This is a genomic window from Escherichia sp. WS1450, assembly GCF_046487395.1.
Classification (GTDB): Bacteria; Pseudomonadota; Gammaproteobacteria; order Enterobacterales; family Enterobacteriaceae; genus Escherichia; species Escherichia coli.
In genome coordinates, this window is record NZ_JBJQJO010000009.1 from 1 (window position 1) to 23,037 (window position 23,037).

Annotated in this window: 27 protein-coding genes; 11 read left to right on the top strand and 16 right to left on the bottom strand. The window is 47.7% G+C overall.

Going from position 1 to position 23,037, the window contains the following annotated elements; genetic code table 11:
- Positions 1-1,174 precede the first annotated feature (1,174 nt).
- From zinT to hiuH, 4 genes are all read right to left on the bottom strand, one after another.
- A complete protein-coding gene (zinT, locus tag ACJHYR_RS12600; RefSeq protein ID WP_001007760.1) occupies positions 1,175-1,825 on the bottom strand; it encodes a metal-binding protein ZinT in 651 nt (216 codons plus the stop codon).
- Between the two features lie 256 nt (positions 1,826-2,081).
- Complete coding sequence (gene msrQ / locus ACJHYR_RS12605) at positions 2,082-2,717, bottom strand: protein-methionine-sulfoxide reductase heme-binding subunit MsrQ (RefSeq protein ID WP_001240091.1); 636 nt, start codon at positions 2,715-2,717, stop codon at positions 2,082-2,084.
- Positions 2,718-3,722 carry a protein-methionine-sulfoxide reductase catalytic subunit MsrP gene (msrP, locus tag ACJHYR_RS12610; RefSeq protein WP_033867085.1) on the bottom strand — a complete coding sequence of 335 codons (1,005 nt, stop codon included), beginning with the start codon at positions 3,720-3,722 and terminating at the stop codon, positions 2,718-2,720.
- A 108-nt stretch (positions 3,723-3,830) separates the two neighbouring features.
- The gene (hiuH, locus tag ACJHYR_RS12615) at positions 3,831-4,244 is read right to left on the bottom strand and encodes a hydroxyisourate hydrolase (protein WP_000920132.1); all 414 of its coding nucleotides are present in this window, start codon (positions 4,242-4,244) and stop codon (positions 3,831-3,833) included.
- Positions 4,245-4,376: 132 nt separating this feature from the next.
- Here hiuH and hprR point away from each other — a divergent pair, with 132 nt between their 5' ends.
- Entirely contained in the window at positions 4,377-5,048 is a 672-nt protein-coding gene (gene hprR / locus ACJHYR_RS12620; RefSeq protein ID WP_059328161.1) for a response regulator transcription factor HprR, read from the top strand.
- Positions 5,048-6,406, top strand: coding sequence for a two-component system sensor histidine kinase HprS (hprS, locus tag ACJHYR_RS12625; protein ID WP_033867083.1), 1,359 nt, complete (start codon positions 5,048-5,050; stop codon positions 6,404-6,406). Before hprR ends, hprS begins: the two co-directional genes overlap by 1 nt.
- 106 nt (positions 6,407-6,512) lie before the next feature.
- On the opposite strand, the gene hchA is transcribed toward hprS, so the two are convergent.
- Entirely contained in the window at positions 6,513-7,364 is an 852-nt protein-coding gene (gene hchA / locus ACJHYR_RS12630) for a glyoxalase III HchA (RefSeq protein WP_072837355.1), read from the bottom strand.
- Positions 7,365-7,510: 146 nt separating this feature from the next.
- Here hchA and ACJHYR_RS12635 point away from each other — a divergent pair, with 146 nt between their 5' ends.
- Positions 7,511-7,741, top strand: a complete 231-nt coding sequence (locus ACJHYR_RS12635; protein ID WP_154675818.1) for a hypothetical protein — start codon at positions 7,511-7,513, stop codon at positions 7,739-7,741.
- Between the two features lie 214 nt (positions 7,742-7,955).
- Here the strand turns inward: ACJHYR_RS12635 and ACJHYR_RS12640 are convergent, their stop codons facing one another.
- Positions 7,956-9,071, bottom strand: coding sequence for a porin (locus ACJHYR_RS12640; RefSeq protein ID WP_000824355.1), 1,116 nt, complete (start codon positions 9,069-9,071; stop codon positions 7,956-7,958).
- A gap of 649 nt (positions 9,072-9,720) precedes the next feature.
- Between ACJHYR_RS12640 and drpB the strand changes: the two genes are divergently transcribed.
- The 4 genes from drpB to vsr all read left to right on the top strand — a co-directional run bounded on the left by drpB (position 9,721) and on the right by vsr (position 12,673).
- Positions 9,721-10,002: a cell division protein DrpB gene (gene drpB / locus ACJHYR_RS12645; protein ID WP_001297704.1), complete on the top strand. Its 282-nt coding sequence runs from the start codon at positions 9,721-9,723 to the stop codon at positions 10,000-10,002.
- A gap of 39 nt (positions 10,003-10,041) precedes the next feature.
- Positions 10,042-10,737, top strand: coding sequence for a phosphohydrolase (locus tag ACJHYR_RS12650; protein WP_000365574.1), 696 nt, complete (start codon positions 10,042-10,044; stop codon positions 10,735-10,737).
- Between the two features lie 66 nt (positions 10,738-10,803).
- On the top strand, positions 10,804-12,222 hold the full coding sequence (dcm, locus tag ACJHYR_RS12655) for a DNA-cytosine methyltransferase (RefSeq protein ID WP_001157233.1): 1,419 nt from the start codon (positions 10,804-10,806) through the stop codon (positions 12,220-12,222).
- Positions 12,203-12,673, top strand: a complete 471-nt coding sequence (vsr, locus tag ACJHYR_RS12660) for a VSPR family DNA mismatch endonuclease (RefSeq protein ID WP_000786005.1) — start codon at positions 12,203-12,205, stop codon at positions 12,671-12,673. Before dcm ends, vsr begins: the two co-directional genes overlap by 20 nt.
- Here vsr and yedA read toward each other — a convergent pair.
- On the bottom strand, positions 12,662-13,582 hold the full coding sequence (gene yedA, locus ACJHYR_RS12665; protein ID WP_001212226.1) for a drug/metabolite exporter YedA: 921 nt from the start codon (positions 13,580-13,582) through the stop codon (positions 12,662-12,664). The two genes, vsr and yedA, sit on opposite strands and share 12 nt — an antisense overlap.
- Before the next feature lie 172 nt (positions 13,583-13,754).
- Between yedA and ACJHYR_RS12670 the strand changes: the two genes are divergently transcribed.
- From ACJHYR_RS12670 to dgcQ, 3 genes are all read left to right on the top strand, one after another.
- Complete coding sequence (locus tag ACJHYR_RS12670) at positions 13,755-14,672, top strand: DUF808 domain-containing protein (RefSeq protein WP_000922683.1); 918 nt, start codon at positions 13,755-13,757, stop codon at positions 14,670-14,672.
- Between the two features lie 78 nt (positions 14,673-14,750).
- Positions 14,751-14,933: a YodC family protein gene (locus tag ACJHYR_RS12675; protein WP_000009306.1), complete on the top strand. Its 183-nt coding sequence runs from the start codon at positions 14,751-14,753 to the stop codon at positions 14,931-14,933.
- A gap of 170 nt (positions 14,934-15,103) precedes the next feature.
- Complete coding sequence (dgcQ, locus tag ACJHYR_RS12680) at positions 15,104-16,798, top strand: cellulose biosynthesis regulator diguanylate cyclase DgcQ (RefSeq protein ID WP_001551283.1); 1,695 nt, start codon at positions 15,104-15,106, stop codon at positions 16,796-16,798.
- Here the strand turns inward: dgcQ and ACJHYR_RS12685 are convergent.
- Positions 16,795-17,610, bottom strand: coding sequence for a mannosyl-3-phosphoglycerate phosphatase-related protein (locus ACJHYR_RS12685; RefSeq protein WP_000949109.1), 816 nt, complete (start codon positions 17,608-17,610; stop codon positions 16,795-16,797). The two genes, dgcQ and ACJHYR_RS12685, sit on opposite strands and share 4 nt — an antisense overlap.
- A 297-nt stretch (positions 17,611-17,907) precedes the next feature.
- Entirely contained in the window at positions 17,908-18,135 is a 228-nt protein-coding gene (gene yodD, locus ACJHYR_RS12690) for a peroxide/acid resistance protein YodD (protein ID WP_000844800.1), read from the bottom strand.
- A gap of 162 nt (positions 18,136-18,297) precedes the next feature.
- Between yodD and dsrB the strand changes: the two genes are divergently transcribed.
- Positions 18,298-18,486, top strand: coding sequence for a protein DsrB (gene dsrB, locus ACJHYR_RS12695; protein ID WP_000867217.1), 189 nt, complete (start codon positions 18,298-18,300; stop codon positions 18,484-18,486).
- Between the two features lie 43 nt (positions 18,487-18,529).
- Here dsrB and rcsA read toward each other — a convergent pair whose 3' ends face one another.
- From rcsA to fliM, 7 genes are all read right to left on the bottom strand, one after another.
- The gene (rcsA, locus tag ACJHYR_RS12700) at positions 18,530-19,153 is read right to left on the bottom strand and encodes a transcriptional regulator RcsA (RefSeq protein WP_000104001.1); all 624 of its coding nucleotides are present in this window, start codon (positions 19,151-19,153) and stop codon (positions 18,530-18,532) included.
- A 289-nt stretch (positions 19,154-19,442) separates the two neighbouring features.
- Complete coding sequence (fliR, locus tag ACJHYR_RS12705; RefSeq protein WP_001373924.1) at positions 19,443-20,228, bottom strand: flagellar biosynthetic protein FliR; 786 nt, start codon at positions 20,226-20,228, stop codon at positions 19,443-19,445.
- 7 nt (positions 20,229-20,235) lie between these two features.
- Positions 20,236-20,505, bottom strand: coding sequence for a flagellar biosynthesis protein FliQ (fliQ, locus tag ACJHYR_RS12710; RefSeq protein ID WP_000187358.1), 270 nt, complete (start codon positions 20,503-20,505; stop codon positions 20,236-20,238).
- A 9-nt stretch (positions 20,506-20,514) separates the two neighbouring features.
- The gene (fliP, locus tag ACJHYR_RS12715) at positions 20,515-21,252 is read right to left on the bottom strand and encodes a flagellar type III secretion system pore protein FliP (RefSeq protein WP_001253450.1); all 738 of its coding nucleotides are present in this window, start codon (positions 21,250-21,252) and stop codon (positions 20,515-20,517) included.
- On the bottom strand, positions 21,252-21,617 hold the full coding sequence (gene fliO / locus ACJHYR_RS12720; protein ID WP_001302429.1) for a flagellar biosynthetic protein FliO: 366 nt from the start codon (positions 21,615-21,617) through the stop codon (positions 21,252-21,254). Before fliO ends, fliP begins: the two co-directional genes overlap by 1 nt.
- A 2-nt stretch (positions 21,618-21,619) precedes the next feature.
- Positions 21,620-22,033 (bottom strand): flagellar motor switch protein FliN, encoded by a 414-nt coding sequence (gene fliN / locus ACJHYR_RS12725; protein ID WP_001282098.1) that lies wholly within the window; start codon positions 22,031-22,033, stop codon positions 21,620-21,622.
- Entirely contained in the window at positions 22,030-23,034 is a 1,005-nt protein-coding gene (gene fliM / locus ACJHYR_RS12730) for a flagellar motor switch protein FliM (protein ID WP_001295641.1), read from the bottom strand. Before fliM ends, fliN begins: the two co-directional genes overlap by 4 nt.
- Positions 23,035-23,037: the final 3 nt, after the last annotated feature.

The following is a 23,037-nucleotide window of genomic DNA, read 5'->3' on the forward strand; positions in this document are numbered from 1 at the left end:
TTGTCTTGTTCAGGTCTGTTTGTTGTCTGGTCAGTGTCCGTAATTATCTGTTTTTATTGTCGATGTCCGGTTGCAGTCCTGTCAAAAATGGTGGAGCTGGCGGGAGTTGAAACCGCAGGCACGTCGTATGTAAGAACGTGCTGCAGCTGGCTGGTTAACTTTCGATAGTGCGAGTATTGAATGATTTCCAGCCGTTACCGATTTTATATAACTGCAGTGGAATTATTCAACACAGGCAAAACGGAATAAGCTGAGAAAAAAGCGTGCTTTCCCAATCTGGGGCAAATCACGTCTGAATGACACCTGACAACAGATGGTGGCCTCAAGAAGGCTTGGAATATTCTTCTTTAATGTTATGTAAATTATTGATTTTTCGTGTACGATTTTAAGACATTTATTCCAAGAAAAATTTTTAACTCTTTGATTTTTCGACTCTGTATCATCGGTCTCGAAAACCGGAGTAGGGGCAACTCTACCGGGGGTTCAAATCCCCCTCTCTCCGCCACTTTATCAATGACTTATCTCCCGACTTCCCGCCTTGCTTTTCCTAAACAGAACAATCGTAGAATATTCTTGAAGGGTTAGATCGTCACTGTTTTCTGTTCGATACTGTGACATTCAGCACTTGATTCGCTATGGATCTGACAGGAAGCTTTCGAGCGAAAATCTGCAATTATTCAGTCGTTTTCTTATCGGTCACCATTATTCTTTTAGACATTGATCCTACAAAGCTGCCGCAAAGTTGGTGGTGGGAACTGAAGTTGCGTAGAGAAGGGGGCAATAATTGAGCAAAAAAAGGAACGCGGCCGTCAGATTAAAGCCGCGGGACAAAGTCCATAATTTCCAAGAGTTGTTGAATTTCCCAGCTTTTTTGAAAGCCTTTGTATCATACTAACAAGTAAAAAAGGTTTAAATACCAAAATTAACCTATATTTCTGGTTAGCTTTACCATGACAGATGACTTGCTCCTGGAGACATTGGTGCAGCCAGTCTGTATTGGTGAGTTGTGTATTTATTGTTCGCCGTTTTCTCAGTTTTTTTCTACAGACATAATAAAAAAGACACGTCTCAAGCATGAGCGTGTCTGAGTTTGTCTTATTTATTTGTCTTGGTAAATTATTGTCGTTACTACCAGGCACTGTTCTGTTAAATAATTGAAGTCAGCGCAAAAAAATCAATGAGACATCATTTCCTCGACCACTTCTTCGCTACTCAACTGATAGGGATAATACGTTGGCCAGTTTTCCATTTCATTTAATAAAGATTGCTGTGAATCATTACCCATAAAAATGTGAAAATGAGATGATTTTCGTGGTGCAATTATATGATCGCTAAATTGTATATATTTAGGGGCTTTGCTTTTAGGATCTTTACATTCGAATAAGTAACGAACGCCTTTCTTGCCTGATTTATAGGTGAGTATTTTGTATCCATCGTAATCATATTTACAGGATGTTGTTTCATTATTTCTATGGAATTCAACAATGCCGTCCTCAATGCCAATCATCTCGATATCTGTCGCATAACCTTTGTGATAATAATCTTTAATTTCAGCAAATGTTTTGGTTTTATCTGCATCCGCTTTCTTCTGAAAGACGGGGTCAAGTTTGCCACTTTGCAGTAAAGGATAAACGGATTGCCAGACTCCATCCCAGTCACTGAGCGTTCGGTTTTGTACATTGGCATCATCAAAAACACCATTAGCAGCTTTTTGTTCGACCTCTGTTAAGGGTTTGCCGTGTGAGTGATGACCATGCGAAAAGGCAGGAGCGCTAACAATAAAGACACCTAAAGCAACAGCCAGTTTATGAAGACGAATCGCCAAAACAGTTTCCTCCAGAGTTAATGTATATGATGTGTAATGTTATATTGTAACATATGACAAAATGCAACAACTCTTAGGAGACAAGAGAATAGTTCTCTCAGGTGTGCTTATCTATCTTATTGAAATAAAATAAATTATGTCGATGATTTGAGGTTGATGACAAACGAAACATAACCTAATGCGATCTGTGTATGCCGGATAGGGCGCTCGCGCCGCATCCGGCAGGGATAACGCGTACTTTGTCGGCAATATGAAGTTATACAGATAATTTGTTGTGAACCTGCTTGCGTAACCGGTTAAAAAGGGAACGCAACTTCTTATACCGTAAGGCTAAAAGCAGTACAGCCAGCCCAGCGTAGATGAGCGGCTGCGGTGAAATAATCTTCACTGACCACAGATAATGTATTGGGGCCAGGATCGCGACAAGATAGACGAAATTATGCAACTGTTGCCAGTGCTTGCCGAGTTTTCGCTGCATCGCCTGGGTTGAAGTAAACGCTAAAGCAAGCAAAATAACCCAGCTGATAATTCCTAACGTTAAATAAGGCCGGGTAATTAACTCCTTGCCTAATAACGCCAGATTATTCACGCCCAGCTCCAGTAATGCGTAACTGGTTAAATGCAGTGTCGCCCAGGCAAAGCACCATAAGCCTAACAGGCGGCGAGTGCGTATCAATAACGGCTGTTTTGCGTAGCGTGCCAGAGGTGTGATTAACAAGGTCGCCAGCAAAAATTTCAGTGCAGTGCGACCAGTAAAATGCTGAATATCTTTCACCGGATCGGCACCCAATCCACCGTGATTAATCGCCCAGACCAGCCAGAGAAACGGCAACAATCCGGCAAGATGCAGGCAAACTTTCAGCCATGTCACCTGTTTTGCTGTCAGACGCATTTAGAAATTCTCCCGCAAATCCAGGCCACGATACAGCGATGCCACCTGCTCGGCGTAACCATTAAACAGTAGCGTTGGCTGGCGCTGTACATCGAGGATGCCGCCTGAACCAATAAATCGTTCGGTAGCCTGTGACCAGCGCGGGTGATCAACATGCGGATTAACGTTGGCGTAAAAACCGTATTCGTCAGGCGCTGCCAGATTCCAGGTGGTTGGCGGACGCTCGCGGGTCAGCTTAATACTGACGATCGATTTAATCCCTTTAAAGCCATATTTCCACGGCACAATCAGTCGCACCGGCGCGCCATTTTGTGGCGGTAACGCCTTGCCATAAACACCTACGGTCATCAGTGTGAGCGGATGCATTGCTTCGTCGAGACGCAATCCTTCGACATAAGGATATTTCAGCCCGCCGCCGATAAAGCGGTCCTGCTGGCCTGGCATTTGTTCCGGTGCATAAATTGTTTCGAAAGCGACATACTTCGCATTGCTGGTGGGTTCGGCAAGCGCCAGCAATTTGTGCAGCGGAAAACCAATCCACGGCACCACCATCGACCATGCTTCTACGCAGCGCATACGATAAATACGCTCTTCCTGCGGGAAGCGACGGGTTAAATCATCGTGATCGAGGGTCAATGGTTTTGCCACTTCGCCGCTGATTTTCAGTGTCCATGGATCGGTTTTCAGGCTACCAGCATTAGCGGCGGGATCGGCTTTATCCAGCCCGAATTCATAGAAGTTGTTATAACCGGAGACTTTATCTGCTGGCGTCAGTGGCAGGTCATTTTGCCAGGCGGCAGGCTTGCTGAACTCCAACGGTTTTCCGGCGGGGGCAGGTGGGCGATCGTTCCCTTTAAACCAGCTAAGCAGATCGGCATGCGCAGCGTGAGGCAAAGAAAGTGCAGCCGCGCTGATGCCCAGTGCTTTTAACACCTGCCGACGCTTCATAAAGAATACTGACTCGGCCGTAACATCTGATTCTTTTAAAAATTGATTCTTTTTCATAAGCCATCACACTTTTTTGTCGTTAGCCAGCAAGAGCCGTTTACTGTTAATCTGTCAGGGAGTGTCCTCCCTAACAGTAGCAGAGATCTGCTTTTACATATTTATGCATTAACTGCCACGATAGGTTGAATACCCATATTGGCTAAGTAATAAAGGCACATGATAATGCTCGTTCACTTTATTAATATGAAATTCAACGGGGATCTCAGGGAAGAAACTTTCAAGATTTTGTTTCTTGAAATAGTCCCCGGTTTTAAATACGACACGGTAATCGCCCGTAGTTGCAGTTTGCTCGGGCCACAGTGCCTTAATTCGTCCATCCTTATCTGTTTTGGCGGTATTAAGTTGTAACCAGCCGTTGTCCGCTTTCTTTTCAAGAGTGACTGTCACGTCGGCAGCGGGTTTTCCTGTTTGCTGGTTCAAAATGTGCACGCTAAGAATGTTTTGTTGTGCAGCATAGACCAAAGAAGGTAATGAAAATGCAGCCGTTACTACGGAGAGTACTAAATAACGCTTTAACATGTTTATATCCTTGTCATGTGAATGAGTTTTGAGGATAGCGAAAAAGCGTCCAGGGTAACCTTACAGCAGCATTACAATTTTGTAATGAACCAGGCTGTTTCTATAACATATGATTTATGGCATATTATTTTCATGAAGATTCTACTTATTGAAGATAATCAAAGGACCCAGGAATGGGTAACGCAGGGGCTTTCCGAAGCGGGTTATGTCATTGATGCCGTTACTGATGGCAGAGATGGGCTTTATCTTGCGCTGAAGGATGATTATGCATTGATCATTCTGGATATTATGCTTCCGGGTATGGATGGCTGGCAGATCTTACAAACGTTAAGAACGGCAAAGCAAACTCCTGTTATTTGCCTTACTGCAAGAGATTCTGTCGATGACAGAGTCAGAGGGCTGGACAGTGGGGCAAATGATTATCTGGTAAAACCTTTTTCATTTTCTGAGTTGCTGGCAAGGGTTCGGGCACAATTAAGGCAACATCACGCTTTGAATTCAACATTAGAAATCAGCGGCTTAAGAATGGACTCTGTTAGTCAAAGTGTGAGCAGGGACAATATCAGTATTACACTGACGCGCAAGGAGTTTCAGTTACTTTGGCTACTGGCCTCCAGAGCTGGCGAAATTATACCCAGAACGGTTATTGCGAGTGAAATTTGGGGAATCAACTTTGATAGTGATACCAATACGGTGGATGTCGCCATTCGCAGGCTCCGCGCAAAACTTGATGATCCTTTTCCTGAAAAGCTAATCGCCACAATCCGGGGGATGGGCTATTCATTCGTAGCGGTAAAAAAATAATGAAAAGATTATCTATAACCGTCCGTTTAACCTTGCTTTTTATATTGCTGCTGTCTGTTGCTGGCGCTGGAATTGTATGGACTCTCTATAATGGCCTGGCAAGTGAGTTGAAATGGCGCGATGATACAACACTCATTAACCGGACAGCGCAGATCAAGCAGTTGTTAATTGATGGGGTAAATCCAGATACGTTACCTGTGTACTTTAACCGGATGATGGATGTTAGTCAGGATATCTTGATCATTCATGGTGATAGCATCAATAAAATTGTTAACCGGACGAATGTCAGTGATGACATGTTAAATAACATACCTGCTACTGAGACAATCAGCGCAGCTGGCATTTACAGAAGCATTATTAATGATACAGAGATAGATGCTTTACGAATTAATATTGATGAAGTTTCGCCATCATTAACGGTTACTGTGGCTAAATTGGCTTCAGCCAGACATAACATGCTTGAACAGTATAAAATTAATAGCATTATAATTTGCATTGTCGCCATTATACTTTGCTCAGTATTAAGTCCGTTGTTAATCAGAACGGGATTACGAGAGATCAAAAAGTTGAGTGGTGTAACGGAAGCGCTGAATTATAACGATAGCCGAGAGCCTGTTGAAGTTAGCGCATTACCGAGAGAACTAAAACCTCTTGGACAGGCGTTGAATAAAATGCACCAAGCCTTAGTCAAAGATTTTGAACGCCTAAGTCAATTTGCTGACGATCTCGCTCATGAACTTAGAACGCCCATTAATGCATTACTGGGTCAGAATCAGGTTACGCTCAGTCAAACCAGAAGTATCGCTGAATATCAAAAAACAATTGCCGGTAACATTGAAGAGCTGGAAAATATTTCGCGGTTAACAGAGAACATACTGTTTCTTGCCCGGGCAGATAAAAACAATGTTTTGGTGAAACTGGACTCGCTTTCTCTCAATAAGGAAGTCGAAAATTTGTTGGACTATCTTGAATACCTTTCAGACGAGAAAGAGATTTGCTTTAAGGTCGAGTGCAATCAGCAAATCTTTGCGGATAAAATTTTACTGCAACGAATGTTATCGAATCTTATTGTTAACGCTATTCGATATTCGCCAGAAAAATCGCGCATTCTTATAACCAGTTTTCTTGATACCAACGGCTCTCTTAATATTGATATCGCCAGCCCTGGTACGAAAATTAATGAGCCTGAAAAACTCTTCCGTAGATTTTGGCGGGGAGATAATTCGCGTCATTCCGTAGGTCAGGGACTTGGTCTTTCTTTAGTCAAAGCGATTGCCGAATTGCATGGGGGAAGTGCTACGTATCACTATCTCAATAAGCATAATGTGTTCCGGATTACGTTACCGCAAAGAAATTAACATAGGGCTTCAGTACGCCATAAATTAACCGTGAAAAACGCAGCCACGTCGTGAGTACTAACGCGGCTGCGATTGATTATGCGCTTACATTCAAACGTAACAGGGATTAACCCGCGTAAGCTGCCAGCATTTCCTGCGCCGCCAGTTTACCCAACGCATTCGCTGCGAAAGGACTGTCGCCGGTGAGAACTTTACGGTCCTTATGTACTCGCCCGGTGATGTCGTCATTAATAATGTTCATGCCCATTTTCTTCAGCTCTTCGCCGAAGTACCAGGTGAGATGACCCGGCATATAGCCTATCTCTGGCGTTTGTTTGTCTGCGGCGTCTGGGAATGCGCAAATGGAATCACCATTCAGTGGGTTATCGCCGTGGCGAAGCGCCAGAAAAGCCGCCGGGCCGTGGCAAAGGGAGATAACAAAACGGTCATTTTTGATTGCCCACTGTAAAGCGGCAGCTACGTCCTGGCTTTCAGGTAAACCAATAAGTGCGCCATGACCACCAGGAACAAAGATTGCTGCATATTCGCTGTCAGCGTTGAGGCTGGCGACAACATCCGCGAGTTTCTTCGGATTGCGGAACAACGATTTATGCTGCTCAAAGAATGGCATTACTTTTTCATCTTTGTGCGGCATAGCCCAGTATTCAAACTTGGTCATCAGACCGGAAATGGTCGCCACTTCGAATTCGAAACCTGCAGCGTGGAGATGATACAACGGCAGCAATGTTTCAATCGGATGGTTACCGGTCGAGAACAGTTTGCCGTTATCGGTCGGCAAATAACGTTCGTCCGCGGCGATCACCAGAATTTTATGTTTACCGCGATAAGGTTTTGGATAGTCCACGCCATCAAGATCAGAGACAGGACTGGTATATTGGCTAAGCGAATATTCTGAAGGGAAGAATGCATTATCTTCAGCAATATCGACCTGCGGATTTTTACTTGTTTGAACAGTCATAGTGTATTCCTTATTGTTGCTTAGTTAGGGTAGTCACTATATTTGCGACTGAGCTGGTCGCTATTTTTAACCAGGCTGGAAAATTGAGTCAATATATCGAAAGCGGTAGTCGGCGGGCGTAAGTATGTAATGATGATGCTGCACTGGTGTTGAATATTATTCACGCCAAATTTTCCTTATTGAGCAACGCCGTCGCAAGTGACCTCAATGATTTTAGACCATTATCAGAGGTCCGGGGCGGCGGGGAGAGATTTAGTGCTGTGGAATATTGTGGTGCTGATGAATATTTATATCCCGGATTGGTAGAGAAAAAGCTTTTTTTCATGCACTATTTTTGCAAATATTTCTATATGGACGGCGGTTTTGTTGCGGATTAATTCATAAAGAAATGCATTTGGGTGTTGGCTGGAAGAGACGCTGGTAGATTTTATTGAGCCAGGGGGGCGGGGTAAGGTGCTGTATCGATATGCTTTGGCAATTGCGTGTGCCGCAGATCGAGATGAAATGCCAATAAAAAAGCCTGAGTTCGATGAGGGACGAACTCAGGCTGGTGTTAAGTTTTACAGTAACACGCCGCGGCGCGTTGGCTGATTAGAACTGGTAGACGATACCAACTGCAAACTGGTCATCAGCTGCTGCGCCAGTAATGGCGGCGTCATCTTTATCCAGCATGTTGAATTTGTATGCAGTATAAACGTTCATGTTCTTATTGAAGTAGTACCAGGTACCAACTTCAATGTAGTTCACACGGTCAGCGTCAACATATCTATGTCCAGGTACACCTTTGATATCTTTACCTTTAGAGTACACATAACCTAAGGACGGACGCAGACCAAAGTCGAATTGATACTGAACAACCGCTTCAAAGTTCTGGGTTTCATTGATAAGTTGATCACGCATTATTGTATTGCCTTCTCGATCGGCAACACCTGTATCAATAGAACCCGGAGTCATATTACGAGTTTCACCGTACATTACAGCTGCGTAGACATTGTTCGCGTCATACTTTGCAGCCAATGACCACAGTTCAGCATTTGAACCGTTTCCATCGGCAACTTGATCGTTGGTGCGATCAGATTTGCTATATGCACCAACGATACCAAAACCATTGATGTTATAGTCTACAGACAACGCATAGCCGTCACCATTTTGTTTCTTAGTGCTACGGTTGCTGTTTTTGCCTTGGTACTGAATCGCAAAATCAAGACCATCAACCAGGCCAAAGAAATCATAGTTACGGTAGGTTGCAACACCGTTGGTACGACCATTCATGAAGTTGTCAGCGGAAGCCCAGGAATCGCCGCCCCATTCAACTAACATATCGGTATAAGCTGCGGCATCATAAGCAACACCGTAGTTACGGCCATAGTCAAATGATCCTAACTCGTTATATTTCAAACCGGCGAAGGTTAAACGGGTTTTTTCCTGGTTTTCACCTTCAGGTTTGCTGGCGTCGAGGTTGTATTCAAACTGACCGAAACCAGTCAGTTCGCTGGTGATTTGGGTTTCACCTTTAACACCGAAACGAGCATAGGAGGTATCTTCGTTTTCGCTGTTATTATCATCAGTATTTGACCAGATGCGTTCGCCAACCATCTTGCCGTAGAAATCAACTTTATTGCCATCTTTATTATAGATTTCAGCCGCATTTGCTGCGCCAGCAACTAATAACGCCGGGACCAGCATTGCCAGAACTTTTCTTTTCATTATGTATTCCCTTGTGATTATAATCTTCATGAATATATCAATAAGTGCCGTTATCCAAAAAAAAGCACATTTGGATACTATTCTATGAAGTTCATTTTATTTTAAAGATTACATGTAACAAATGTATTTAAAAGATTTCAAAATGTTTCTAATCTATTTAATATAATTCAGAATTATGAATTCTAAATATAAATATTCATGAAAATTATAAATGTATATCAATATGTTATGAGTTAAGTGGAAACATAGGGGGTATCAATGAGTGTTGCGCTAAACGGCTGGTGTGATCGCGCGCACATTAATGAAGACATAAAAAAAGCCGGCATCATGCCGGCCCAAAAAATATAAACAAGACGATAAAAGGCTAATAACGGGGTTATCATGACACAGAAATCAAAAAAGGTATAATTGAATTCGGTGCTAATATATTGTTTAGGTGAATTAATAAAACCATTACCATAGATAATAATAAATCTTTATTGCTGTTTTTCCGGTAATTATTGCCATTGCGCAAAAATTATCTATTTGTTCAAAAAATGATTGAGTCTTGACTGGCTCATCCAATGTGGAAAAATGTGACCTTTATCACATAATAGTACTAAGTCTGAATTTTCCGGGTTATCTCAAAATGGAATACGGTTCGACAAAGATGGAAGAGAGACTCTCTCGCAGTCCTGGTGGCAAACTGGCTTTGTGGGCTTTCTATACATGGTGTGGCTATTTTGTCTGGGCAATGGCGCGTTACATCTGGGTGATGAGCCGGATCCCCGATGCCCCTGTGTCGGGATTTGAAAGCGATTTAGGCTCTACCGCGGGAAAGTGGTTAGGGGCACTGGTCGGATTTTTATTTATGGCTCTGGTCGGGGCATTGTTAGGCAGCATTGCCTGGTACACCCGACCTCGTCCCGCACGTAGCAGACGCTATGAATAAAAACTGCTAAGGTTGCGACTCTTTGGCAACGGAGCGCGTATGGACTTACAACACTGGCAGGCACAGTTCGAAAACTGGTTGAAAAACCATCATCAGCACCAGGACGCGGCCCATGACGTATGTCATTTTCGCCGCGTCTGGGCTACGGCACAGAAGCTGGCGGCAGATGACGATGTCGATATGCTGGTGATTTTAACCGCCTGTTATTTTCACGATATTGTGAGCCTGGCGAAAAATCATCCGCAACGGCAGCGTTCTTCAATCCTGGCGGCAGAAGAGACGCGTCGCCTGCTCCGTGAAGAGTTCGTGCAATTTCCGGCGGAGAAAATCGAGGCCGTTTGTCATGCCATTGCCGCTCACAGTTTCAGCGCGCAAATCGCCCCCTTAACAACGGAAGCTAAAATCGTCCAGGATGCGGATCGGCTGGAAGCCCTGGGGGCGATTGGCCTGGCGCGCGTGTTTGCTGTTTCAGGGGCATTGGGCGTGGCGCTGTTTGATGGTGAAGATCCGTTCGCACAGCATCGCCCGCTTGATGATAAACGCTACGCGCTGGATCATTTCCAGACTAAGTTGCTGAAGCTACCGCAAACCATGCAAACCGCAAGAGGCAAGCAGCTGGCGCAGCACAACGCGCAATTTTTAGTCGAGTTTATGGCGAAGCTCAGTGCCGAACTGGCGGGGGAGAATGAAGGTGTCGATCACAAGGTGATAGATGCGTTTTCACCCGCGGGCTGAGCGCGTGGCCCTAAATGGCTGTAATTATGTTAACCTGTCGGCCATCTCAGATGGCCGGTTAAATCTATGCAGGAAAATATATCAGTAACCGATTCATACAGCACCGGGAATGCCGCACAGGCAATGCTGGAGAAACTGCTGCAAATTTATGATGTTAAAACGCTGGTGGCGCAGCTTAATGGTGTGGGTGAGAATCACTGGAGCGCGGCAATTTTAAAACGTGCACTGGCGAATGACTCGGCATGGCACCGTTTAAGTGAGAAAGAGTTCGCCCATCTGCAAACGTTGTTACCCAAACCACCGGCACATCATCCGCATTATGCGTTTCGCTTTATCGATCTATTCGCCGGAATTGGCGGCATTCGTCGCGGTTTTGAATCGATTGGCGGACAGTGCGTCTTTACCAGCGAATGGAACAAACATGCGGTTCGCACTTATAAAGCCAACCATTATTGCGATCCGGCGACGCATCATTTTAATGAAGATATCCGCGACATCACCCTCAGCCATAAAGAAGGCGTGAGTGATGAGGCGGCGGCGGAACATATTCGTCAACACATTCCTGAACACGATGTATTACTGGCGGGTTTTCCTTGTCAGCCATTTTCGCTGGCTGGCGTATCGAAAAAGAACTCGCTCGGGCGGGCGCACGGTTTTGCCTGCGATACCCAGGGCACGCTGTTCTTTGATGTGGTGCGCATTATCGACGCGCGTCGTCCGGCGATGTTTGTGCTCGAAAACGTCAAAAACCTGAAAAGTCACGATAAAGGAAAAACGTTCCGCATCATCATGCAGACGCTGGACGAACTGGGCTATGACGTGGCTGATGCAGAAGATAACGGGCCGGACGATCCAAAAATCATCGACGGCAAACATTTTCTGCCGCAGCACCGTGAACGCATCGTGCTGGTGGGTTTTCGTCGCGATCTGAATCTGAAAGCCGATTTTACCCTGCGTGATATCAGCGAATGTTTCCCTGCACAGCGAGTGACGCTGGCCCAGCTGCTGGACCCGATGGTCGAGGCGAAATATATCCTGACGCCGGTGTTGTGGAAGTACCTCTATCGTTATGCGAAAAAACATCAGGCACGCGGTAACGGCTTCGGTTATGGAATGGTTTATCCGAACAATCCGCAAAGCGTCACGCGTACCCTGTCTGCGCGTTATTACAAAGATGGCGCGGAAATTTTAATCGATCGCGGTTGGGATATGGCCACGGGTGAGAAAGACTTTGACGATCCGCTGAATCAGCAACATCGTCCACGTCGGTTAACGCCTCGGGAATGCGCGCGCTTAATGGGTTTTGAAGCGCCGGGAGAAGCGAAATTCCGCATTCCAGTTTCGGACACTCAGGCCTATCGCCAGTTCGGTAACTCGGTGGTCGTACCGGTCTTTGCCGCGGTGGCAAAACTGCTTGAGCCAAAAATCAAACAGGCGGTGGCGTTGCGTCAGCAAGAGGCACAACATGGCCGACGTTCACGATAAGGCCACCCGCAGCAAAAATATGCGCGCGATTGCCACGCGTGATACGGCGATTGAGAAGCGCCTCGCCAGTTTGTTAACCGGGCAGGGCCTGGCGTTTCGCGTTCAGGACGCCAGTCTGCCCGGACGCCCGGATTTTGTCGTTGATGAATATCGCTGCGTGATATTTACCCACGGCTGCTTCTGGCACCATCACCACTGCTATCTGTTTAAAGTACCTGCGACACGAACCGAGTTCTGGCTGGAGAAGATAGGTAAAAATGTTGAGCGCGATCGCCGCGATATCAGTCGCTTGCAGGAGCTCGGCTGGCGCGTACTGATTGTCTGGGAGTGTGCGTTACGTGGGCGCGAGAAGCTGACGGATGAAGCGCTTACCGAGCGTCTGGAAGAGTGGATCTGCGGCGAAGGTGCCAGCGCGCAGATCGACACGCAGGGGATTCATTTACTCGCTTGATGCGTCCTGAATAACTGGCGCAACTACGGGTTTTGCCGGGAAGAGATATTTTCCCAACGTGACCAGTACCACCGCGAAGACAATCACGCCGAGCGCCAGCCATTCAATCTTCGACAGCGTCTCTCCGCCCAGTCCCGTACCCAGCAAGACCGCGACCACCGGGTTAACGTAGGCGTAGCTGGTGGCGAGAGCCGGACTGACGTTGCGGATTAAATACATATAAGCGTTAATGGCGATAATCGAACCAAACAGCGCCAGATAGCCGACCGCAAGGAAGCCTGAAAGGGAAGGGAGCGCCGTCAGTTTTTCACCCGCAATCATCGACGCAATCATTAACACCACGCCAGCCGCCAGCATCTCAATCGCACCCGCCATCATCCCTACAGGTAAGGTAATGCGCGAGCCATAAACCGAGCCAAACGCCCAGCTAATCGAGCCGATTAAAATCAGAATCGCGCCCCATGGATTGCCGCTTAAGTTTCCACCGCTATTGAGCATGATGATTCCGGCAAGCCCAATGGCGATACCCACCCATTCCAGTTTGCGCGTTTTAATGCCAAACAGGCGGCTGAAGCACAGGGTAAAGAGGGGCACGGTTGCAACCACTACGGCGGCGATGCCGGAAGGAACATTTTGATGTTCGGCAACCGTCACCATGCCATTACCGACAGCCAATAATAACAGGCCAATCAGTGCGGCATTGAGCAGCGGACGTAGCGGGGGGAGTTTGTGTCCGCGCAGTAGCAAAAATGCCAGCAATAAAATACCGGCTGCCAGGAATCGAACGCCCGCCATCATTAACGGCGGCCAGCTTTCCACGCCAATCCGAATGACAAAATAGGTAGAGCCCCAAATGATATACAACGCAAACAACGCGCCAAAAAGCGGTAACAACTGGCGGAAACGCATAATCCCTCACGGTGGAAATAAAAAGGTGGTTCATAGTAAACGTGAAAATCATTCTGCTGGCGAGAGATATAATTGCACTTGATTGTTAAAAAAATGTTGACCTGTGAAGCAAGTATCAGAGCTACCGTTTTTGCTTCATACTTACACCCTTCAACAATAAAAATGAGAGGGAATGCTTTTGGCCGGGAGTAGTTTACTGACGTTGCTCGATGATATCGCCACACTGCTGGACGATATCTCCGTGATGGGCAAACTGGCGGCGAAGAAAACCGCCGGTGTATTAGGGGATGACTTATCGCTCAATGCGCAACAAGTTTCAGGCGTGCGGGCCAACCGGGAACTTCCCGTGGTCTGGGGCGTGGCGAAAGGATCGCTGATCAATAAAGTGATTCTGGTGCCGCTGGCGCTGATCATCAGTGCGTTTATCCCGTGGGCGATTACGCCACTGTTGATGATTGGCGGCGCGTTTCTCTGCTTTGAAGGGGTAGAGAAAGTGCTGCATATGCTGGAGGCGCGTAAACATAAAGAAGATCCGGCGCAGAGTCAGCAGCGTCTGGAGAAGCTGGCGGCGCAGGATCCGCTGAAGTTTGAAAAGGACAAAATAAAAGGGGCGATTCGTACCGATTTTATATTGTCTGCGGAAATCGTCGCCATCACGCTGGGGATTGTGGCAGAAGCGCCGTTGCTTAATCAGGTGCTGGTGCTTTCAGGCATCGCGCTGGTAGTGACCGTGGGCGTCTACGGTCTGGTAGGGGTTATCGTTAAGATTGATGACCTGGGGTATTGGCTGGCGGAAAAATCCAGCGCGCTGATGCAGGCATTAGGTAAAGGGTTATTGATTATCGCGCCCTGGTTGATGAAAGCGTTATCGATTGTCGGCACGCTGGCGATGTTCCTCGTCGGCGGCGGGATTGTGGTACATGGTATTGCGCCGTTGCATCACGCCATTGAACATTTCGCCGGGCAGCAAAGTGCAGTGGTGGCGATGATATTACCGACTGTTTTAAATCTGATTCTTGGATTTATCATCGGCGGCATCGTGGTGCTGGGAGTGAAAGCAGTAGCGAAAATGCGCGGTCAGGCACATTAATACTCGCACAGGCTATTATGCAAAATTCGCCATCTTAAACTAAGGTGAACAAGTTTCACTCGAAAAAAGGAGGCGAGTATGAGCTTTATGGTTAGTGAGGAAGTTACGGTTAAAGAGGGCGGCCCGCGGATGATTGTCACCGGATACTCCAGCGGTATGGTTGAGTGTCGTTGGTATGACGGTTACGGGGTCAAGCGGGAAGCTTTTCATGAAACCGAGCTTGTTCCAGGGGAGGGGAGTCGTCCTGCGGAAGAAGTTTGAAAGGGTATCATTAACACCAGGCCGGATCACATCCGGCCTGGTGTGCCAATGCCTGCAATGAATGATAGTCGCGTCTTATCATGCCACCATTATAAAATTATCGCTGTTTTGCGGTACGTTATCGCCGGGTTATGCCAGAATCATAAAAAAGCAGGTTGGGAGTCGTCAGGGTGCAGCACGAGACAAAAATGGAAAACCAGAGCTGGTTGAAAAAACTCGCACGCCGCCTGGGGCCTGGTCATATCGTTAATCTCTGCTTTATCGTGGTATTGCTTTTTTCCACCTTGCTGACCTGGCGTGAAGTGGTAGTGCTGGAAGATGCCTATATCTCCAGCCAGCGTAATCATCTGGAAAACGTAGCCAACGCGCTCGATAAGCATTTGCAGTATAACGTCGACAAACTGATCTTTTTGCGTAATGGCATGCGCGAAGCTCTCGTAGCGCCACTGGATTTCACCTCTCTGCGTAATGCCGTAACCGAGTTCGAACAGCATCGCGACGAGCACGCCTGGCAAATCGAACTCAACCGACGACGCACCCTGCCAGTCAATGGTGTGTCGGATGCATTAGTCAGCGAGGGGAATCTCCTGTCTCGCGAAAATGAAAGCCTCGACAATGAAATTACCGCTGCACTGGAAGTTGGTTACTTGCTGCGACTGGCACACAACTCCTCGTCGATGGTTGAACAGGCGATGTATGTCTCGCGTGCCGGATTTTACGTTTCGACGCAGCCGACCTTGTTTACGCGCAATGTACCAACGCGTTATTACGGCTATGTCACCCAACCCTGGTTTATCGGCCATTCGCAACGAGAAAATCGTCACCGCGCGGTACGCTGGTTCACTTCGCAACCGGAACACGCCAGCAATACTGAACCGCAGGTTACCGTCAGTGTTCCGGTAGACAGTAATAACTACTGGTATGGCGTGCTGGGGATGAGTATTCCCGTGCGTACCATGCAGCAATTTTTAAGAAACGCCATCGATAAAAACCTCGATGGTGAGTATCAGCTCTATGACAGTAAGCTGAGATTTTTGACCTCTTCCAATCCTGACCATCCAACAGGGAATATTTTTGATCCTCGTGAACTGGCCTTGCTGGCGCAGGCAATGGAACATGACACGCGGGGCGGCATTCGTATGAACAGTCGATATGTTAGCTGGGAACGTCTGGACCATTTCGACGGTGTGCTGGTGCGCGTCCATACGCTAAGCGAAGGCGTGCGCGGCGATTTCGGCAGTATCAGCATTGCATTAACCCTGCTGTGGGCGCTCTTTACCACCATGTTACTCATCTCCTGGTATGTGATTCGCCGGATGGTCAGCAACATGTATGTTTTGCAAAGCTCGTTGCAGTGGCAGGCGTGGCACGACACCTTAACGCGTTTATATAACCGTGGCGCACTGTTCGAAAAAGCCCGTCCGCTCGCTAAATTGTGTCAGACGCACCAACATCCTTTTTCTGTCATTCAGGTCGACCTTGACCATTTTAAAGCGATTAATGACCGCTTTGGTCATCAGGCGGGCGACCGTGTTCTTTCTCATGCTGCCGGATTAATTAGCAGTTCCTTGCGTGCGCAGGACGTTGCCGGGCGGGTCGGTGGTGAGGAGTTTTGTGTGATTCTGCCAGGCGCGAGCCTGACGCAGGCTGCGGAGGTTGCAGAACGTATTCGCCTGAAGCTAAATGAAAAAGAGATGTTGATCGCCAAGAGTACGACGATACGCATCAGTGCCTCGCTGGGGGTAAGCAGCAGCGAGGAAACCGGTGATTATGATTTTGAACAACTCCAGTCACTGGCCGACCGTCGACTTTATCTCGCTAAACAGGCCGGGCGCAATCGGGTATTCGCGAGCGATAACGCTTAACGGGCGGAGAAAAAATGGTCCAGCCCTTCACGCCAGCCTTCCGGTCCTTCACGCTGCGTTCGCCAGACGCGGGCCGGATCCTCATCATGCAGATGCACCCCTTCACGGTTTAACCCTTTCACAATCACCGCGTAATCCATTACCTCCAGTAAGGGCGCATCGTTTGGTCCATCGCCCAGGCCAAGTGTGGTTGGGCGTTTGCCTGACAATTGTTGATAGGTCGCGATAATCCAGTTGGCAGCCTGATCTTTTCCGGCAGAGGCATCCAGGACGTGCCAGAAGCGCGCACCCTGCATAAACTGCAAGCCCAGTTCGTTAAGACGCGCGGTAAATTGTGCCATACGCTCGTCACTGTCGCGCCAGATTAGCGTTACCGACGCCTCATGTAGCTGCGTCAGCGCCGCCTGGCTACGGCTTAATCCCGTCCATTCGGCGATGGTTGCATCGTCGACATCATCAAAAGTTGTGAATTTAAAATGTTCTTTCTCGCGTAGCGTATTTAAAACCTGGCTGATTTCGCCATGGCTAATACCTGAGATGATGCGTGGAAAACCGTCTATATCCTGCCATTGCTCAGCAAGCTGGATCACTGCGCCATTTTCGGCAATCAGCGGTAAACCTTGTAGCCCCAACGTTTTTTGCAAGTACAGCATTTCCGCTGATGTCTTACTGCTACAGAGAATGACGGGAACATTCGCTTCGCGTAAACGGCTGAGCCAGGGGGCAGCTGGTTGCCAGTCATAACTATGACTGTCCAGCAGGGTGCCATCAAGATCGCTAAAAACCAGTAGTGGTTGTTGAATTGAAAGCATGGTTGCGCAGTACTCCCCTTACCAGGATGATTCTCAAAACAGCACAAATTATCAAAGATGATTTTTTCGGGAGCGATCCCGTTGACGCCAGAGCCACCAAGGGGTGACGCGCGTCACATTTCTATTCATAAGTAGCGTTAATCATTCATATCACGAATATTTTCTTGTCAGCGAAAAAAATTGCGGATAAGGTGATGAACACATCAGATTTCCTGGTGTAACGAATTTTTTAAGTGCTTCTTGCTTAAGCAAGTTTCATCCCGACCCCCTCAGGGTCGGGATTTTTTTATTGTGCATTCAACGATTCACTTCAGAGACGCTGAAGTCATGAATATCCAGTTCGAAGGCATCCGCCAATTCACGCCATGTATGATATTCACGTCCATCGACGCTAACGTGTTCAGAATCGTTCTGGCTGCGATGAACTTCGCTTTCGCTAATTTCATTGATCGCCGCCAGCAGGGCATCGACATCGACGCTGACCTCACGTTTTGCGGTATCGCTGTACTCTTTTGCGGTTTTCATCATCTTTCCTCGCAACCGTTACTCTGTTGTTGCCGCCAGTCGTTTAGTCTGCCTGGCATCTCTTAAGTATAGACCGTCGAGAAAATCAGCACTCACGCGCGCCTGGCGCTGCCAGAAAAACGAAATTGTTCTACACTGGCACAAAGCCACAGGAGGAAAACGATGAAGGTGAATGATCGGGTAACAGTCAAAACGGATGGCGGTCCGCGTCGTCCTGGCGTGGTACTGGCAGTTGAGGAGTTTAGTGAAGGCACAATGTACCTGGTTTCGCTGGAAGACTACCCGCTCGGCATCTGGTTCTTTAATGAAGCAGGGCATCAGGACGGTATCTTTGTGGAGAAAGCAGAGTAATCTAATTCAGCCTGACTGGTGGGAAACCACCAGTCAGAATGTGTTAGCGCATGTTGACAAAAATACCATTAGTCACATTATCCGTCAGTCGGACGACATGGTAGATAACCTGTTTATTATGCGTTTTGATCTTACGTTTAATATTACCTTTATGCGATGAAACGGTCTTGGCTTTGATATTCATTTGGTCGGAGATTTGAATGGTTCCCTGACCTGCCATCCACATTCGCAACATACTCGATTCGGTTCGGCTCAATGATAACGTCGGCATATTTAAAAACGAGGTTATCGTTGTCTCTTTTTTCAGAATATCGCCAAGGATATCGTCGAGAGATTCCGGTTTAATCGATTTAGAACTGATCAATAAATTTTTTCTGACCAATAGATATTCATCAAAATGAACATTGGCAATTGCCATAAAAACGATAAATAACGTATTGGGATGTTGATTAATGATGAGCTTGATACGCTGACTGTTAGAAGCATCGTGGATGAAACAGTCCTCATTAATAAACACCACTGAAGGGCGCTGTGAATCACAAGCTATGGCAAGGTCATCAACGGTTTCAATGTCGTTGATTTCTCTTTTTTTAACCCCTCTACTCAACAGATACCCGGTTAAACCTAGTCGGGTGTAACTACATAAATCCATAATAATCGTTGACATGGCATACCCTCACTCAATGCGTAACGATAATTCCCCTTACCTGAATATTTCATCATGACTAAACGGAACAACATGGGTCACCTAATGCGCCACTCTCGCGATTTTTCAGGCGGACTTACTATCCCGTAAAGTGTTGTATAATTTGCCTGGAATTGTCTTAAAGTAAAGTAAATGTTGCGATATGTGAGTGAGCTTAAAACAAATATTTCGCCGCAGGAGTATCCTGGAAGATGTTCGTAGGTATTATTTTTCGGATAATCCTTAGGATAACATGATAAACGTTACGGAATTATATTAATGGCAATTCACTAATAATATCAGCCAGCAAATTAAACATCTCACTGAATAAATGTTCGCAAAAAGGCGCAATTAACGGCATTAATGCCGCCATTAAAGAGATACCGACAGTCAGAGTTAATGGAAATCCAATAACAAAAATGGATAATTGCGGGGCCATACGATTCAGTAAACCTAATGCCAGATTCAGTGTCAGCAGCAGAGTAATGAGCGGTAACGCCAGCATCAGCCCGTTAAGGAAAATCAAACTCCCTGCTTTGGTGAGTGCCAGAAACGCATTGCTGTTCAACGGTTCGCCACCAATTGGCAGGGTGTGAAAGGTATCGACCAGCAGTGAAATCAACCATAAATGACCGTTAAATGTCAGGAACAGCAGTAACGCCAGCATATCCATGATACGCGCTAAAACGGGCATATTGAGATGGCTGGCCGGATCGACAAACGTCGCAAATGACAGCCCCATTTGCAGACCGATAATTTCACCAGCGGTTCGCACAGCGGCAAAGGCAAATTGCATGGTAAAACCAAGCGCAATGCCGATCAGGATCTGCTGCACGGCCAGCCACAGAGCAAAGAACGAAAAAACAGGAACATCGTTGGCAGGTAATGATGGGGCAATGGCGAACGTGATCATCATTGCCAGACCCAGTTTTACCCGTTTCGGTACGCTGCGTTCGCTCAGAATCGGCGCGGTGGAGATCAGCGCCAGCACGCGCAGTAACGGCCAGAAGTACAGGCTTAACCAGGATAGCCATTGTTCGCTTGTCACCTGCAACATAGTACGGCTACCCGATGATATACGGCAGGTTAGTGAACAAGGTGCGGACGTAATCCAGCAACAGATTGAGCATCCACGGTCCGGCAATAATAATGGCGATAAATACGGCGATGATTTTCGGAATAAACGACAGCGTCATTTCGTTAATCTGCGTGGCGGCCTGCAAAATACTGATGATAAGGCCCGTGACCAACGCTACCAGCAATAGCGGGGCAGCCAGTGCCAGCGCGACTTTCATCGCTTCAGTCCCCATCATCATGACCGATTCAGGTGTCATTTTGCCTCTCTAGCTGTAAAAGCTCTGCGCCAGCGAACCGACCAGCAATTGCCAGCCATCCACCAGTACAAACAGCATCAGTTTAAAGGGCAGAGCAATGGTAGCGGGGGGAACCATCATCATCCCCAATGCCATCAACACGCTGGCAATCACCAGGTCAATAATCAAAAACGGAATGAAGATCGTGAAGCCTATCTGAAATGCGGTTTTCAACTCGCTGGTCACGTAGGCCGGGAGCAAAATGCGCATCGGCACGGCTTCAGGTCCCTGCAACGGGCCAGTATTTGCCAGTCTGGCAAACAACCCTAAATCCGCCTCACGGGTCTGACGCAGCATAAACTCACGCAGCGGCTGCGCCCCTTTTTCCAGCGCCTCCTGCATTGATATTTTCTCTTCGCTGAATGGCTGGTACGCATCGACATAAATTTTATCGATCACCGGTGACATAATAAAAAAGGTCAAAAACAGTGCCAGCCCCAGCAATACCTGGTTAGGTGGCGCGGAGGGCGTTCCCAGCGCGTTACGCAATAAACCAAAAACAATGATGATGCGGGTGAAACTGGTCATCATCAGTAAAATTGCCGGAATAAACGTCAACGAGGTAATGAACACCAGCGTCTGCACCGGGAGCGACCAGCTTTGTCCACCGCCAGGCAGCGGCTGGCTGGTGATACCCGGCAGTTGCGCGAAGGCGAGGGGCGTAACCAGCCAGAGAAGGACAGGTGCGACAGACAACAAACGACGCATCAGGATCTCCCGCTACGCTTAAGCAAGTTTTTCATGACCGACTGAAAATCGGTCTGTGGTATCTCTTCCGTTGGTGCTGAAGGGGGAAGTTTATGCAGCAGATTGATTTGCCCAGCGGTTACGCCGAGCACCAGCCGTGCATCTTCCACATCGACCACCACGACCCGTTCACGCGCGCCCAGCGAAGCACTGGCACTAATTTTCAGACCGTTAACGCCAGTGCGTTTCGGGGCAAATCCCAGCCGTTTTACCAGCCAGGCAGCCGCGAGGATCAGGGCAATAATGGCGATGAGTGCGCCGCTCACCTGCAGCAGTGGCGCAGCAGAAACCGGCGCGGAAGATTGCACAGTAGCGTGGTTATTCATCACTAACGGCTCAGGCGACGCATTCGCTCAGACGGAGTAATGATATCGGTGATCCGCACGCCATATTTATCGGCAACCACCACCACCTCGCCTTGGGCGATTAAATAACCGTTGATCAGAATATCCAGTGGTTCGCCCGCCAGACCGTCCAGCGCCACGACTGATCCTTGCGTGAGACGCAATAACTCTTTGATGGTCATTCGTGTGCGGCCCAGCTCGACGGTCAGCTTGACCGGAATATCCATAATCAGGTCGATATCCTGCAACGTTCCGCTGACATCACCACCGCCAAATTGCTGGAACACCGCGTCGGCAGCACTTTTGCTGCTGGTTGATTTTTGTTCGCTCAACGCTTCAGCCCACAGATCGTCCATTGCGCCGTTGTTATCATCGGCCGGATTATTCATGTCACTCATTTGGGCTGTTCCTCGTTCAGAGAATTTAAAATCGGGTTGATCAAATGTTCTATTCGTAACGCATATTGACCGTTGAGAGTGCCGTACTGACTGGTCAGCACCGGGACGCCGTCAACATGGGCGATGATGCGATCGGGTTTTTCTATCGGCAGGACGTCGCCGGGTTTCAGTTTTAAAATCTGCGACAGACGTAGCGAGATATCGGCAAAGTTGGCGACCAGCTCCAGCTGTGAATGCTGCACCTGGCGCACCAGGTTATCGCGCCAGTTCTGATCTTCATTACGCGAGTTTTCCAGCGGCGGGTTAACCAACAATTCCCGTAGCGGCTCGATCATGCTGAATGGCAGGCAGATATTAAATTCGCCGGTCAGGTTGCCAATCTCCACATGGAACGGCGTGTTAACCACGATGTCATTTGGTGAGGTGGTGATATTGGTAAATTTCACCTGCATTTCCGAACGTACGTACTCAACTTCCAGCGGATTAATCGCCTTCCAGGCGTCGCTATAGCCTTCAAGCGCCAGCTTTAACATGCGGTTGATGACGCGCTGTTCGGTATGGGTAAACTCGCGACCTTCCACTTTGGTCGGGAAGCGTCCATCGCCGCCAAACAGGTTATCCACGGCGATAAACACCAGACTCGGTGAGAACACCACCAGCCCTGTGCCGCGCAGCGGTTTCAGATGGATAAGGTTCAGGTTGGTCGGCACCGGCAGGTTGCGGGCAAATTCATGGTACGGCTGAATGCGGATGGCCCCGACGGTAATGTCCGGGCTACGGCGCAGCAGGTTGAACAGCCCCATACGAAAATGGCGGGCAAAGCGCTCATTAATGATTTCCAGCGCCTGCAAACGTTCGCGCACAACCCGTCGTTGGGTATTCGGATCGTACGGACGAATGTCACTTTCGCCGCTTACACTGGCTGTCGGTTCGTCTTTGACTTCGCTGTCACCATTCAACAGCGCATCAATTTCAGCTTGAGAAAGAATACTATCGCCCATGTC